Below are 14,342 nucleotides of genomic sequence, written 5' to 3'. Positions count from 1 at the left end.
CACCTCCTTGGCATGTCGGTCACCCACGCATCTCGAGGACTTCGGTCACCGGACGCCGGGTGGTGGGTTTCGTGTGTGGGTCCTTGGCCGGTGACCGGCCGACCCGGATCAGCAGCTGCGGCTGGCCGGAGCCGCCGGTGACCTGCCTGATGATGTCGCGGCTCAGCGACATCTCCGTCATGTGGGTCAGCGTGCAGGTGGCCATGCCGGCCAAAGTGCATTCGAGCAGCACCGCCGACAGCGCCTCACCGCAGCGCAGCACTTCGGCCGGCGCATCGTCGTGATGGGTGGACAGGACCACGATCTTGGAGTGGTCCTGGTCGATCGCGGCGCGGCGGCGGCCACCGCCCGCCGGGGGGAACGCGCGGGCGATGTCGACGCGCGCGGCCTCGGAACTGGACACCAGGGCGCTTTCGGGCACGTGGTCGGCGTTCGCTTCGAAGGGCGATGTCCACCAACGCAGTTCGGTCAGGTAGGACGTATCGCTTCGGCGCAACTGCTCGGTGAGCCGCGACGCCTCGGCCAGCCGCGGCCGCTCGTCGTCGTCGACCACGTCCAGCGACACGTCGTAGGGGGTCACTGCGCGGCTCAGGGCCGAATGCAGCGTGGGCCACGCGGTCGGTGCGCCCAGGGGCAGCCGGTCGGTGCGGCGGCGAAGGATCGCGTCGGCTCGCAGCCGGCACTGCGCCGTCACGTTCTCCACCGGCAAAAAGCCCACACTCGCGAGGTGATCCGGTCTGCCCTCGGTGGGAAAACGTTCGGTGACGCTTTCCCAGCCCGCGGCGGCCATGGCGACCCGCAGGTGGTCGAGGACGGCGCCGCAGCTCAGGATCAGCTCCCGGCCGGTGTGGTCGGTGGCGTGCATCGAGTGGCGCGGGTCGGCCCACAGGTGCAGCTTCGTGCCGTCGGCCACCCACCGCCAGGGCTGGCTGTTGTGCAGCGAAGGCGCGCGGCACGCGAGCGTCACCGCGTCCCGGATGACCTTCGCGGTCGGCACTTTCGCGTCCATCTCCACCATTTCGTCGATTTCGTGAGGCAAACTGTATGCCCCGTGCGGCGGGTGCGGGCAGGGCCGTTGGTCCCCGACGGCCGGGACGTTGGAACCTCCTGAGGGCTGTTACGTCGCGCGCCCCCAGAGGTCGTGCGCCTCGCGAGCGACGAGGTCCGGGCTGCGGGAGGTGTCGATCCGGTGCGCGCCGTCCCAGTCGGCGTGCCCGGCGGCCAGGGCGGCGGCGATCTCCGGGGTCACCTCCGAATTGCCCGCGGGCCTGGTCTTGATCCGGTCGGCCGCCACGTCGGCCGTCGCCGAGCACACGAATTCGACGAGCGCCGAGTGCGTCTCGGTGGCCAGTCGGTGAGCCTGGTCGCGCGTCCGCGGATCGCGCCAGGTGCCGTCGAGGATCACCGAGTGCCCCTCGCCCAGCAACTGCCGCGCGCGGCGGAGGGTGGTCTCGTAGACCACCGCGACCTGGTCGGGGCTGTAGAGCCCGGCGTTCAGCACCCCGGGCTCCCCGGCGATGTCGCCCGAGTCCCGAAGCTCTCGGCGCACGTCGTCGGTGGAAATGAGCTGCGCCCCAAACGATTCAGCCAACCCGCGGGCCACGGTGGACTTCCCGGTGCCCGGGTTGCCGCCGACGAGCGCAAGCCGAACGGTGCCGCTCTGCAGGTGCCGGGTGGCGATGGCCAGGTGGCGGGCGGCGTCGACGGACGCGCCCGGGCTGCCCTGTGAAACCCGGACGCAGTCCACCTTCGCCCGCACCGCGGCCCGGTAGGCGATGTAGAAGTCGGACAGCGCCGGCGGCGCCGCCCAACCCGCGTGCTCGGCGTAACGCTGCAGGAAGTAGTCGCCGAAGTCCTTGCGGCCCAGGAACTCCAGGTCCATCGCGAGGAAGGCGGCGTCGTCGATGCAGTCGACGTGGCGCAGCCGGTCGTCAAACTCCAGGCAGTCCAGCAGCGCTGGGGTGCCGCCGACCCAGAAGATGTCGTCGGCGAGCAGGTCGCCGTGCCCGTCGACGATGCGCCCGTCGCGAATACGCCGCGCGAACAGCCCCGCGCGCCCGGCGACGAACTGGGCCGCCAGGCGCTGTACATGAGCTACTTCCCTTTCGGCTATGCCCGGAATCGATTGGTTCGCATACCGTTCCAATTCGGACAGGTTCTCGCGCCAGCGCCACTCGATCGCGGCGGACTCGCCCTGGGCGTCGATCCGCTCGCCGCGCTCGGCGCGTTCGTGGAAGCGGACCAACACGGCCGCAACCGCGTCCAGCACGCGGTGGACGGACTCTGCGGTGTCGTGGGCCACCAGGTGCGCGAGGCGGTCCTCGTCGCGGTAGCGCCGCATGACCACGACCGGTTCGGCCGGGCCGCCGAGCGGGTCGGTGAGGTGGGCGACGCCGAGATAGCTCTCGGGCGAGAGCCGGCTGTTGAGCTCGACCTCCCGGCGGCAGGCGTGCTCGCGCTGCTGCGGCGTGCGGAAGTCGAGAAAGTCGGTCAGCACCGGCTTCTTGGCCTTGTATGCGCGGGCGCCGGCGAGAATGACGACACCCGTGTGGGTTTCGTGCAGATCGAGATAGGGCACGGCGGCGGCGCGGCCTTAGGACGGCCGCGCGACGATCACCGGCATCCGGACCGAATGGACCACGGCGTTGCTGACCGAGCCCAGCAACATGCCGGACAGGCCGCCGCGGCCGTGGCTGCCCACGACGACGAGTTGGGCGGATTCCGACTGTTCGATGAGCTGGCGGGCCGGCCGGTCGGAAACGACGACCCGGTTCACGGTCACGTCGGGATAGCGTTCCTGCCAGCCGGCCAGTTGTTCGGCCAGGCTCCGCTCGGCTTCCGCCTTCACCGCCGACCAATCCACTCCTGGCAGTTCGAAGACGTCGACGTCACTCCAGGCGTGCAGCGCCGTCAGCTCGACACCACGTCGCGACGCCTCGTCGAAAGCGACGGCCACCGCAACGTCCGATGCGGGTGAGCCGTCGATGCCCACGAGCACCGGGGCTTGCTGGGGGTGTGGCATGAGCGGGTCTTCGTCGCGGATGACTGCGACCGGGCAGCGCGCGCTGCGGACCACGCTGCTGCTCACCGAACCCAACAGCAGCCTGCTCATCGCCCCGCGTCCGTTGCTGCCGACGACGACCATCTCGGCCTCTTTGGACATCTCGACCAACGTGGGCACCGGGGGCGCGCACCTCAGCTCGCTTCGGAAGTCAACCTTGCGGTCCGTGGTGACGGCCTCTTCGGCGATCTTGACCGCCTGCTCGAGGACCTCCCGGCCTTGCTCCTCCTGCCACACCGCCACGCCGGTCGACAGTGGCAGGGCCGGATACATCGGCACCATCGCGTTCACCATGTGGACCACGGTCAGCGGGACGTGTCGCATCGCCGCGTCACGGGCCGCCCAACAGACGGCGGCGTTCGAGGCCGGCGATCCGTCGATTCCAACGACGATGCCATGGCGGTTTGCGAGTACGGACATGATGTTCTCCCTCTCCTCGCCCAAAACGCTATGGCGGGAACGGCCGTCGATCATGAGGCTTTAGTCACCAACCGCATGGCCATGAGGCCCCCTTGCACCCGTGGGCCTTGACCAGCGCCGGTGCTGTGGCATCGTCACAGAGGTGACCGAATCGCCTGTCACGGTCGATAGGCGCTACCACGACGCGGTGATTCTCGGGCTCGACTGTGTTGTCGTGGAGCCGGCACCGGGGGTGGAAGAAGCCCGCGGTTCGACCGCCAGATTTTTGCAGCGAGTGCGCAACGTCGGCGTCGCCACCGCCGCCTATTCGTCCACCCGGGACTGCGAAGCCGTGCTGCGCGCCGCGGGGGTCGAGGAAGTCGTCTGCGCCGACGGCGCCGGCGAGCGCGCCGATGCGGCGCTGACCATGACCGTGACGCGCCTGGGCGTGCGGCCGGGCCGTTGCGTCCTCATCGACTGCAGCGACGCGGGAATCGCGGCCGGCCGGGATGCCGGCTTCGGCCTCGTCATCGGTCTGGAGCGCAACGGAGGAGCCGGCGAATTGCTGTCCCGCGGGGCGGACATCGTCGTCGGCGATCTTGCCGAGGTCTCGGTGCAGCCCGGCGGCAAACCCTTGTCGACCATCGCCGACGCGATGCAGGTCTACAGCCAGTTGAAGGAACTGGTGGCCAGCCGGCGCCCGGCGGTGTTCCTCGACTTCGACGGCACGCTGTCCGAGACCGTCGCCGAGCCGGAGGCCGCCACCCTGGTCGAGGGCGCAGCCGAAGCACTGCGCGCGCTGGCGACCCAGTGCCCGGTCGCGGTGATAAGCGGACGCGATCTGGGCGATCTTCGTGAACGCGTGAACGTCGACGGAATCTGGTACGCGGGCAGTCACGGCTTCGAGCTCGTGGCACCGGACGGCACCCACCACGAGAACGCCGCAGCCGTCGGTGCCACCGCAGCCCTGACGCGTGCGGCCCACCGACTAGCGGAGCTGCTCGGCGAATTACCCGGAATCCGTGTGGAACACAAGCGCTTTGGGGTCGCGATTCACTACCGCAACGTCGACCCCGAACAGGTCGACCGCGTGATCGCGACGACACGCAAGCTCGGCCGATCCCAGGGCCTGCGGGTCACGGCGGGGCGCAAAGTCATCGAACTTCGGCCCAGCCTCGATTGGGACAAGGGCAGGACGCTCACCTGGATCCTCGAACACATCGAGGGAACGGGGAGCGGCACCGTGCTACCGATCTATGTCGGCGAAGACCTTGCCGACGAGGACGCCTTCGACGCGGTCCAATTCGACGGCGTCGGAATTGCGTTGCGGCACAACGAGGACTGGGATCGCCCATGCGCCGCGCTGTTCAGCCTGGCGGATCCGTCCGCGGTGTGTGATTTCGTCCGGCGCCTGGCCAACGATCTACGCGTGGCGGCCGAGCCCAGCGATCCGTGGGAGCTCGTTTACGAGGGATATGACCCCGATTACGAGCGACTGCGCGAAACGCTGTGCGCCGTCGGTAACGGCTACGTCGTCACCCGTGGCTGCGCCCCGGAGGCGACAGCAGCCGAGGCGCATTACCCTGGGACGTATGTGGCCGGCGTCTACAACACGCTGGTCGATCGCGTCGCCGGCCGGACCATCGAGAACGAAAGCCTGGTCAACCTCCCCAACTGGCTCTCGCTGACGTTTCGGATCAACGGCGGGCAGTGGTTTCACATTGACGACACCGAATTGTTGTACTACCGGCAGACATTCAACCTGCGACACGCGACGTTGACGCGCACCCTGCGGTTCCGGGACGGCGCTGACCAAATCACGACCGTGATCCAAGAACGGTTCGCGTCCATGGACCAGCCGCACTTGCTCGCCATGCAAAGCACGATCGTTGCTGAGAACTGGTCGGGCACCATCGAATTCCGGTCGCTGCTGGACGGCAACGTCTGCAATACCATGGTCGAGCGCTACCGTTCGTTGTCGAGCACGCACCTCGCGACAACCGTGATCGACGAATCCGCAGCCGACTCGGCGATATTGCGCACCGAAACATCGCAATCGCGCATCAGCATCGCGGTGGCCGCGCGCAGCACCGTGTGGTGCGACGATGCTCGGGCCGTTGCGCAGTACAAAATCGTGCGGGAAGCCGGTCGCGGCGGGCACGACATCCAGGTCGCGCTGGCCGTGGGGCAATCGGTCACGCTGGAAAAGGTCGCGACCATCTTCACGAGCCGGGACAGCGCCATCTCGGAGCCCGCGAGCACCGCCCAGCTGCACCTCGACGCCGCCGGACGATACGCCGAGCTGCATCGTCAGCATGCCCGGGCGTGGGCGCTGCTGTGGGAACAATGCGCCATCGGCCTGGCCGACGGCATCGATAGCGCCGATGCGCTACGCATCCTCCGGCTGCACTTGGTGCACCTGCTGCAGACGATCTCGCCGCACACCGCCGACCTCGACGCCGGCGTCCCCGCGAGGGGCCTACACGGTGAGGCCTACCGCGGTCACGTCTTCTGGGACGCGTTATTCGTGGCCCCGGTCCTCGGCATACGGATGCCGAACGTCACCCGGTCGCTGCTGCTTTACCGCTATCGGCGGCTGCCCGAGGCCCGCCGCGCAGCGCGGGTGGCGGGTTACCTCGGCGCGATGTATCCCTGGCAGTCGGGTAGCGACGGCCGAGAGGTCAGCCAGGAAATGCACCTCAATCCGCAGTCCGGCCGGTGGAATCCGGATCCGAGCGGCCGTGCGCATCATGTCGGTCTCTCCATCGCCTACAACCTCTGGCAGCACTATCAGGTGTCGGGCGACCGCCAGTTGCTTGTTGACTACGGGGCCGAGATGCTGGTGGAGATCGCACGGTTCTGGGCGGGTCTGGCGAAACTGGACAAGACTCGCGGACGTTACACGATCCGCGGCGTCATCGGCCCCGACGAATTCCATTCGGGTTATCCGGGCAAGGAATACGACGGCATCGACAACAACGCATACACGAATGTGATGGCCGTCTGGGTGATCATGCGGGCGATGGACGCGCTCGATCTGCTACCGCTGCGGGACCGGCTCGATCTGGTGGCGAAAGTGGATCTCACGGCCGACGAGCTCGATAGGTGGGACCGCGTGACGCGCCGGATGTTCGTGCCCTTCCACGACGGTGTGATCAGTCAGTTCGAAGGTTATGCGGAACTGGCGGAACTGGATTGGGAGGAGTACCGGCAGCGGTACGGCAACATCCAGCGGCTCGACCGTATTCTCGAGGCCGAGAACGACAGCGTGAACAACTACAAGGCGTCCAAGCAGGCCGATGCGCTGATGTTGTTCTACTTGCTGTCGTCGGACGAGCTGCTGGGTCTGTTGGGCCGGCTCGGTTACCGCTTCGCGCCCGAGCAGATCCCGGAGACCGTGGACTACTACATCAAACGCACTTCCCACGGTTCCAGCCTGAGCGCCGTCGTACATGCCTGGGTCCTCACCCGTGGCAACCGGCATCACGCCATGAAGTACTTCGTACAAGTTTTGGCTTCCGACGTCGTCGACATCCAAGGCGGCACCACGTCGGAGGGGATACACCTGGCCGCGATGACCGGCAGCATCGACCTGCTGCAACGGTGTTTCACCGGACTCGAAACCCGCGACGACCGGCTGATCCTCAGCCCGCAATGGCCAGATGCCCTGGGCTCCATCGAGTTTCCCTTCATCTATCGCGGCCAACGGCTACACCTTCGGGTCAGCGGACGGGCGGCCGAGCTGACCTCCGAGGCGGGCAACAGTGCACCGGTCGCGGTGGAATGCCGTGGCCGATTGCAGCACCTGGCCCCAGGGCATACGGTCGAGGTCGCCTAAAGCCGGGTGACCAATTCCTCCGAACGTGGGTCGAACGACCCTGCTGAACCAGGCCGTCTGCCCATAACGTGGCCAGTGACGGGCCATCGATGTCCCGGTGGTCAGTCATAGAGGAGGACTCGATGAACAATCCGCAGTCGTCGCAGCGGATCGTGGTAGGTATCGACGGCTCGGACGCCGCGATCAACGCGGCCAAATGGGCAGCCGCGGAGGCCGCCAGCCGCAACATCCCGCTCCGGCTGATCCATGCCATACCGAGACGGGGTGCGGGCGATGACGGCTTGGACATCGAATACGCCCAATCGTCGTTGCGCGCCGCCGATGCAGCGCTGCAGGAGATGGGCACGCCGGTCAAGGTCGAATGCGACATCGTCCGCGGTTCCTCGGAGGACGCGTTGATCGACGAATCACGCGACGCCGCAATGGTGTGCGTGGGTTCGGTGGGGACGGGCTGGGTGGCCCGCAAGGTCCTCGGCTCGACCGCGCATACCCTGGTGAAGAAGGCACACTGCCCGGTGGCCGTCATCCGGAGCAGCCGCGACGGCGCCGATCAGGATGGCGGATACGTCGCAGTTGCCGTCGAGGAGTCGGACGCCAACGACGCGGTGCTCGAGCACGGGTTCCGCGAGGCGCGCCTTCGTGACGCACCGATCTTGGCGATGGGCGTCTGGCGGTGGGGCCTCGGCGAGATTCCCTACCAGCAGCTGGATCAGCGGCTCGGACCCTGGGTATCGGAGCATCGCCAGGTGCACGTCCAACCCGCCGCGGCGAGGCGCGGGGCTGCCGAATTCCTCACGCGCACAAAAGAACCTGTCCAGCTCGCGGTCGTGGGCAGCGAGGATGCCGACAAGGTCGCCCGCATGGTCGGGCCGATCACCCCGCATCCGGGCGGCAACACCGGATGTTCGGTGCTCGTCATCCGCGACTGACGGCGGCTATCCGGCCGCCCAATCCTTGGCGCGGTCAAGCTCGTCAAGCCCGAACACGGCGATCTCGCCGGGAACCATCCACGCCACTGCGTGCAGCACGGGAGCGACCCAGTCCTTGTCGGAGACCACCGCGATCCGCTTGAACGCCGAATGGTGCGGCAGGACGGTGCCGAAGCCCAGCTTGAGATCCTCGAGGAACCCACCCGGCCCGAATCCCTCGTAGTCGGACGCGATGACCTCGACGATCCTGACCTCGCCCGTCTGGAGCACCTTGTCCATTTCGGGCTTGAAGTCGCGCAGCTCGTCACCGCGCAGGCGGCCCGACACGCGGATGCCGATCACATTCTCCGGCACGTCCGGGAGCAGCTCGATCATAGGAAGCCTCCTTCGCGGGCATCGATCCTCATCGTCAGCGGACAACCAGCACGGGCACCCGCGCCGACTGGGCCACCGCCGAACTCACCGAGCCGAGCAGCATCCCGGGAAATCCGCCACGGCCGCGGCTGCCGACCACCACCAGTTGGGCGTGTTCGGATTCCTTCAGCAGCCATTCGGACGGCTTGTCGCAGAACAGTTTCCGCTCGACGTGCACCTCGGGATAGCGTTCTTGCCAGCCGGCCAGGCGTTCGGCGAGGATCTCGTGCGCCTCTTGCTCCCGGTCATGCCAGTCCATGCCGAGGATGGGGAATACGCCCACGTCGCTCCACACGTGCAGGGCCACCAGCCCCACCCCGCGGCGCGAGGCCTCGTCGAAGGCCAGGGCGGTCGCCTCTTCGGAGGCCGGGGATCCGTCGATGCCCAGCACCACGGGCGCGCCGGGGTCCGGGGCCGCCCTGTCGCCGGTGTGGATGACCGCGACCGGGCAATGGGCGTAGTGCACGAGTCCGGTGGTTACCGAGCCCAGCAGCAAGCGGCCCACCGCTCCCAGTCCCTGGTTTCCGGCGACGAGCACCCAGGCCTTCTTGGAGGCCTCGATCAGCGCCGGGACGATGGCGGAATAGACGGTCTCGGTGTGTATTTCGGGCGATTCGGACGCGCCCAGGCTGGCGCTGAGTGTCTTGCGGGCCTGGTCGATCACGTGCTGAGCGCTGTCCTGTTGCCAGTCGGGCATCTCGGCATACAGTTGCCCCACCGGCCAGCCGACCACGATGGGCGGAACGACGTACATCAGCGTGATGGGCAGGTCACGCATGATCGCCTCGCGTGTCCCCCATGCGACGGCGGCGTCGGACGCGGCCGACCCGTCAACACACACCAGTACTCCGTATTCTTTCGCGTCTGCCGTCATTTTCCGCTCCTCTACGCCGGCGTTTCGTCGAATTGGGGCAACTCGATCTCGAGGTGCCGAATAGACCCGTAATCGATTGGCCTGCAAGGCCAGCCGAGATCGAAGAAGACCGTGAGCATGAGGTGGTTCTCGCCGAGGACGTCCGCGACGAACCGCCCGATTCCGTGGGCGCGGGCGATCGGGGCCAGGTGCTTGAGCAGGGCCGTGCCCACGCCCACCGAATGGTCTTGGTGGGCGACCACGACCGCGACCTCGGCCGCGTTCGGGTCGTCGACGACGACGTAGTGGGCCACGCCGATCAGCCGATCGGCGTCGAAGGCACCGAGGGCGTACAACCCGTCCGCCGGCTCGGTCAGCTTGGCTACGATTTCGTGCAGCGGCGACAGCTGCAGCGTGAAGAAACGAAAGTACCGGTCGTGATCGGACAGGTGTTGATGCAGCGCCGAAACGGCCTCGGCGTCGGCGACGGTCAAGGGACGCAACGAAACCAGGCGTCCATCGAGCAACCGAGCAGTAGCCACGGCGTCCACCGATCGATTACTCACAACCCCCGACGATATTCGGCGGCGGCGCGGCCGGGCAGGGCCGTTAGACCCCATGGCCCCTCCCATTGGTCCCGTTCGGGGCGACCGCTATTCGTCGATCAGCGGGGCCACCCAGTGCACCCGGGTACCACCCTCCGGGGGGCCGGTGATCTCGCAGGCCCCGCCCAGTTGTTCGGCGCGCCGCTTCATGTTGGCCAGGCCGCTGCGCCGCGTGTTGCCGCCGGGTATGCCGGAGCCGTTGTCGACGATGTCGAGGACGAACATGTCGGCGACGCTGATCTCGACGGTCAGCCGCGATGCCCCCGAATGACGCAGGGCATTGCTGACGGCCTCCGTGCTCACGGCCTCGGCATGGTCGGCAAGCTCGCCGCCGACGGCGGTCATCGGCCCGTGCATGCGCAGGGTGGTCACGATGTCACGGTTCTCGGTCAGGTCGGCGACCACCTGTTGGATGCGATGCCGGAAGTCGTTCTTACCCGGCGGGGATTTCAGCTGGAAGATCGTCGTGCGGATCTCCTCGATGATGGTTTGGAGATCGTCGAGCGTGCGGTTGAGCCGGTCGGACACCTCCGGGGACCTCGCCCGGGCCAGCGTTCCCTGCAGATCCATGCCGGCGGCGAAAAGCCGCTGGATGACGTGGTCGTGCAGGTCGTGGGCGATGCGTTCGCGCTCGGCCAGGATGGTCAGCTGGCGCGCGTCGTCACGGGCCGACGCGAGCACGAGCGCTATCGCCGCATGGGTGGCGAAGTCGCTGACCAGATCGAGGTAGCTGTCGTCGAAGGGCGACTGGTGGCTGCCGCGGGCGATGGCGATCACTCCGACGACCTCGTCTTGGGCGCGTAGCGGCATCAGGATGGCCGGGCGCTGCCCGACATCGGTGAATGCCTGAATCGGGTACCGCAACGTCTCGGTGATCAGCGGTTCACCGGACCGGAAAACGGCCCCGCTGGTGGAGCCGTCCACCGGAACGCGTTGGCCGACCACCTCGGCGGCATGCACACCCACCGCCGCCGAGACCACCAGCGTCTCGACCTCGTCGTCGGGCAGGTCGGGATCGGCCGGCACCAGGACGATCGCCTGCTCGGCATCGGTCAGGGCCCGGGCACGTTCGGCGATCAGCTGGAGCGGGCGCCGGTGCGGCTCGGTGCTGGACAGCAGCGCGGTGGTGATCTCGCGGCTGGCCTCCATCCACTTCGCGGCCGTCCGCTCGCGTTCGAACACCTGGGCGTTGTCGATCGCGATCGCGGCGGCGAACGCCAGGGCGCGAGCCGCCACCTCGTCGGACTCGGAGAACACCCGCTGCGGTTCGACGTGGGTGAGGTAGAGGTTGCCGAACACACTGTCGCGGATGGTGATCGGCACGGCGAGGAAGCCGCGCATCGGGGGGTGGTGCTCGGGAAACCCGACGGCGGCCGGATGGGCGGTCAGATCGTCCATCCGCAACGCCGGCGTGTCCAGCATCGACAAGCTCAGCAGGCCCTTGCCCACCGGCAGGTGCCCGATCCGGGCCACCGTGTCGGCATCCATCCCCTCGTGGACAAACGAGAGCAGGTTGCCCTCGGGATCACGGATGGCCAGCGCGCCGAAGGGGGCGGAGGTCATTTTTCTGGCCGCGCCAATGATCCGGTGCAGCGTCGCGTCGAGGTCGAGGCCCGCGCCGATCTCGACGATGACCCGCAGCAGCTGCTCCATTTGGTCGCGAGCCGCCAGCAACTCGTCGAGTTGCTCGTGCATCCTGCTGACCAGGCCCCGCTGGCCTAGTCCGGCGAATGCCGAGCCGCTGTCGTCGCTCGTCAAACCGACAAACCTCCCCGACACTCCAATTGCGACAATGCCTAATGGCAAGATCAGCCTAATCGCAAATTGTCAAGCACCCAAGCGAATGGTTGTCGTCGAAGGTGTGACAGGTTCCGATTGGCGCTAGTCGGTCGACGTGTCCGTCGGCGCGGCGGGGTGGCCGGGCCGTTGGTCCAACTTGGACGCGAACACCGCCGCCTGGGTCCGGCGCTCCATGCCGAGTTTGGCCAGCAACCGCGACACGTAATTCTTCACCGTCTTCTCGGCCAGGAACATCCGGGCGGCGATCTGCCGGTTGGTCAGGCCCTCGCTGAGCAGCCCCAACAGCGTTCGCTCCTGTTCGGTGAGCCCGGACAGTGGGTCTTCGCGCTCCGCCGCGCCGCGGAGCTTGGCCATCAGAGCCGCCGCCGCCCGGTTATCCAACAGGGATTTGCCGGCGCCCACCTCCTTGATGGCGTGGGCCAGCTCCATGCCCTTGATGTCCTTGACCACGTAACCGCTGGCGCCGGCCAGAATCGCCTCCAGCATCGCTTCGTCGGAGGTGAACGACGTCAGCATCAGGCAGCGCAGGTCGGGATGATCGGACACCAGGTCGCGGCACAGTTCGATGCCGTTGCCGTCGGGAAGCCGCACGTCAAGCACGGCGACGTCGGGTCGCAGCGCCGGTATCCGCGCCTTCGCCTCGGAGACGGAGCCCGCCTCGCCAACGATCTCGAGCTCGGGGTCCGCCGCCAGGAGATCGGCGAGGCCGCGCCGGACGACTTCATGGTCATCGACCAGGAAAACCTTGACCATTAAGAACCCTTCCGCCGGTCGTGGGACCTCCCCATCACACATTAACTATCGTACAAATTTCACAAATGTTGCCGATTGACGATCAACAGCGAACAGTCCGCGTCCGCCATCACCGAACTGCCGACGGGTCCGACAAGCTCGGCAACGTGCTGACGATTGTCGGCGCCGACGATCACCAAGCCGACCGGCCCACGGTGTCCGGCCAGGTAGTCCAGCAGGCCGACGTGTATCGCCATCGATTCGACCCGAAGCTGCGGATGGCGTCGCTTCCACCCGGACAGGCGGCGATCCAGGTCGGCGAGTGCCCGGCGATCGGCCTCGGTATCACCGTGTTCGGCCCGCCCCGTTCGCCGCGAGACGACCGCCTCGAGCGCCGCACCGCGCAGCACCGCCTCTTCGATGGCGGCGCCGAGCAGAACCGAGTCCGGGGACCCGGCTATCTCGACGACCGCACTTTCTGCGGGCTGCCCGCGATAACCGTCGCGGCCCCGGACGATCGCCACCGGGCAACGCGCCGATACGGCCAATGCCGCCGCGGTGGAGCCGACCCGGCCCGGTTGAAAGTGGCGCAGTCCGACGGCGCCCACGCAGACCATGGCGGCCGACGCCGACGAGCGAATCAGCGATCCGACCGCGGGTCCGTGGACGATCTCCGTCTCGACCTGCACCGGCTTGCCCACGGCTCGAATCGCCGTCACCGCCTGGCGGACCGCCAGCTGCGCGGTTTGTTCGCCGTCGCCGGGGTAGGTCGCGTAGAGCAGGCGTAGCGGAACGTCGCGACTCGCCGCCTCGTCGACCGCCCACAGTGCCGCGCGTATCGCCGCTTTGGAACCGTCGATACCGGCGACGATCGACTTGGTTCTGGCTGGCTGCGTCATCGGGCCTCAGTGGCGGATCACAAGCACCGAGCAGTCGGGGTAGCCGACGATCGGATGGCAGTTCGGGGTGGCCAGCGCGGCCATCTCCTCGGCATCGGCACTGCCCACCACCGCCAGTTCGATTGCGCTACCGGGCTTTCCGCCGTATTTCGCGCCGGTTCCCGCGGCCACCGTCTGGACGCGGACGTCCGGATAACGGCGAACCCAGCTGTTCAGTCGCCGGTCGATTTGACGCACGATGGCGCGGCGGCGTCGCCCTTCCTCCATCGCTTGGTGCACCACCTCGTCGTTGTCCGGCTCGTCGTTGAGCACGACGGCGATCACACCAAGCTCCGTCGGCGATCCGTCGGGATTGGTACGAATGATCGCGACGGGGCAGCGCGCGCGCGCCACCAGGCCCGTGGCCGTCGGGCCCAAGAGCCCGTCGGACGCCCATCCGCGCCTGGCGGTGCCTACACACACCAGGGCCGCGTCCTGGGATTGGTTGATCAACGCCTCCGCGGGATTCCCGGAAACGATGGCCGTCTCGATCTCGACCGGCTTCCGCTCGGTCTGTATGGCGCACTCCGCTTCGGCCAACGCCATTTCGCCGCGTTCGACCTCCCATTCGGAACGAGGCCCCGATCCGACGCGCCGCGGCCCTCGCGGCATGACATACACCAGGCGAAGTGGCAACTGCCGGCCGATCGCCTCGTCGATTGCCCACTTCGCGGCGTTGACCGCGGCTTGGGAGCCGTTGACGCCGACGACCACAGCCTTGGCGTCCAGCTGGCTCATGTCGGCTCCTGATTGTTCCGATGGCTCAGTTTTCA

The 14,342-nt window shown here is 67.6% G+C and carries 12 protein-coding genes; 2 read left to right on the top strand and 10 right to left on the bottom strand.

What is annotated here, in order from left to right:
* Positions 1–19: 19 nt before the first annotated feature.
* The 3 genes from A5758_RS16460 to A5758_RS16450 form a co-directional block, all read right to left on the bottom strand.
* Positions 20–1,018: an NAD(P)H nitroreductase gene (locus A5758_RS16460; protein ID WP_082939209.1), complete on the bottom strand. Its 999-nt coding sequence runs from the start codon at positions 1,016–1,018 to the stop codon at positions 20–22.
* Between the two features lie 99 nt (positions 1,019–1,117).
* The gene (locus A5758_RS16455) at positions 1,118–2,578 is read right to left on the bottom strand and encodes a bifunctional aminoglycoside phosphotransferase/ATP-binding protein (RefSeq protein WP_156622666.1); all 1,461 of its coding nucleotides are present in this window, start codon (positions 2,576–2,578) and stop codon (positions 1,118–1,120) included.
* A 15-nt stretch (positions 2,579–2,593) separates the two neighbouring features.
* Complete coding sequence (locus A5758_RS16450; protein WP_067201872.1) at positions 2,594–3,481, bottom strand: universal stress protein; 888 nt, start codon at positions 3,479–3,481, stop codon at positions 2,594–2,596.
* Between the two features lie 142 nt (positions 3,482–3,623).
* Between A5758_RS16450 and otsB the strand changes: the two genes are divergently transcribed.
* Together otsB and A5758_RS16440 are read left to right on the top strand one after the other, a co-directional pair.
* Positions 3,624–7,298 (top strand): trehalose-phosphatase, encoded by a 3,675-nt coding sequence (gene otsB, locus A5758_RS16445; RefSeq protein WP_231987339.1) that lies wholly within the window; start codon positions 3,624–3,626, stop codon positions 7,296–7,298.
* 122 nt (positions 7,299–7,420) lie between these two features.
* Positions 7,421–8,227: a universal stress protein gene (locus A5758_RS16440; protein ID WP_067741957.1), complete on the top strand. Its 807-nt coding sequence runs from the start codon at positions 7,421–7,423 to the stop codon at positions 8,225–8,227.
* A 6-nt stretch (positions 8,228–8,233) separates the two neighbouring features.
* On the opposite strand, the gene A5758_RS16435 is transcribed toward A5758_RS16440, so the two are convergent.
* From A5758_RS16435 to A5758_RS16405, 7 genes are all read right to left on the bottom strand, one after another.
* Entirely contained in the window at positions 8,234–8,602 is a 369-nt protein-coding gene (locus A5758_RS16435) for an STAS/SEC14 domain-containing protein (RefSeq protein ID WP_067201804.1), read from the bottom strand.
* A 34-nt stretch (positions 8,603–8,636) separates the two neighbouring features.
* Positions 8,637–9,515: a universal stress protein gene (locus tag A5758_RS16430; protein ID WP_067201801.1), complete on the bottom strand. Its 879-nt coding sequence runs from the start codon at positions 9,513–9,515 to the stop codon at positions 8,637–8,639.
* An 11-nt stretch (positions 9,516–9,526) separates the two neighbouring features.
* A complete protein-coding gene (locus A5758_RS16425; protein WP_197503704.1) occupies positions 9,527–10,060 on the bottom strand; it encodes a GNAT family N-acetyltransferase in 534 nt (177 codons plus the stop codon).
* A gap of 87 nt (positions 10,061–10,147) precedes the next feature.
* The gene (locus A5758_RS16420) at positions 10,148–11,794 is read right to left on the bottom strand and encodes a GAF domain-containing protein (protein WP_197503706.1); all 1,647 of its coding nucleotides are present in this window, start codon (positions 11,792–11,794) and stop codon (positions 10,148–10,150) included.
* Positions 11,795–11,980: 186 nt separating this feature from the next.
* Positions 11,981–12,652, bottom strand: a complete 672-nt coding sequence (locus A5758_RS16415) for a response regulator transcription factor (RefSeq protein ID WP_067201793.1) — start codon at positions 12,650–12,652, stop codon at positions 11,981–11,983.
* 59 nt (positions 12,653–12,711) lie between these two features.
* Positions 12,712–13,530, bottom strand: a complete 819-nt coding sequence (locus tag A5758_RS16410; protein WP_067201790.1) for a universal stress protein — start codon at positions 13,528–13,530, stop codon at positions 12,712–12,714.
* A gap of 6 nt (positions 13,531–13,536) precedes the next feature.
* Positions 13,537–14,307 carry a universal stress protein gene (locus A5758_RS16405; RefSeq protein ID WP_067201787.1) on the bottom strand — a complete coding sequence of 257 codons (771 nt, stop codon included), beginning with the start codon at positions 14,305–14,307 and terminating at the stop codon, positions 13,537–13,539.
* Between the last annotated feature and the right edge of the window lie 35 nt (positions 14,308–14,342).

This window comes from Mycobacterium sp. 852014-50255_SCH5639931, from assembly GCF_001665605.1.
Lineage (GTDB): Bacteria > Actinomycetota > Actinomycetes > Mycobacteriales > Mycobacteriaceae > Mycobacterium > Mycobacterium paraffinicum.
Note: the sequence above shows the minus strand (reverse complement) of the source record. Positions and strands in the feature narration are given on the sequence as shown.

Coding starts and splice junctions, on each gene's coding strand:
- A5758_RS16460 (WP_082939209.1), bottom strand. CDS start 1,018: ATGGTGGAGATGGACGCGAAAGTGCCGACCGCGAAGGTCATCCGGGAC.
- A5758_RS16405 (WP_067201787.1), bottom strand. CDS start 14,307: ATGAGCCAGCTGGACGCCAAGGCTGTGGTCGTCGGCGTCAACGGCTCC.
- A5758_RS16435 (WP_067201804.1), bottom strand. CDS start 8,602: ATGATCGAGCTGCTCCCGGACGTGCCGGAGAATGTGATCGGCATCCGC.
- A5758_RS16440 (WP_067741957.1), top strand. CDS start 7,421: ATGAACAATCCGCAGTCGTCGCAGCGGATCGTGGTAGGTATCGACGGC.
- A5758_RS16420 (WP_197503706.1), bottom strand. CDS start 11,794: ATGCACGAGCAACTCGACGAGTTGCTGGCGGCTCGCGACCAAATGGAG.
- A5758_RS16430 (WP_067201801.1), bottom strand. CDS start 9,515: ATGACGGCAGACGCGAAAGAATACGGAGTACTGGTGTGTGTTGACGGG.
- A5758_RS16410 (WP_067201790.1), bottom strand. CDS start 13,530: ATGACGCAGCCAGCCAGAACCAAGTCGATCGTCGCCGGTATCGACGGT.
- A5758_RS16415 (WP_067201793.1), bottom strand. CDS start 12,652: ATGGTCAAGGTTTTCCTGGTCGATGACCATGAAGTCGTCCGGCGCGGC.
- A5758_RS16450 (WP_067201872.1), bottom strand. CDS start 3,481: ATGTCCGTACTCGCAAACCGCCATGGCATCGTCGTTGGAATCGACGGA.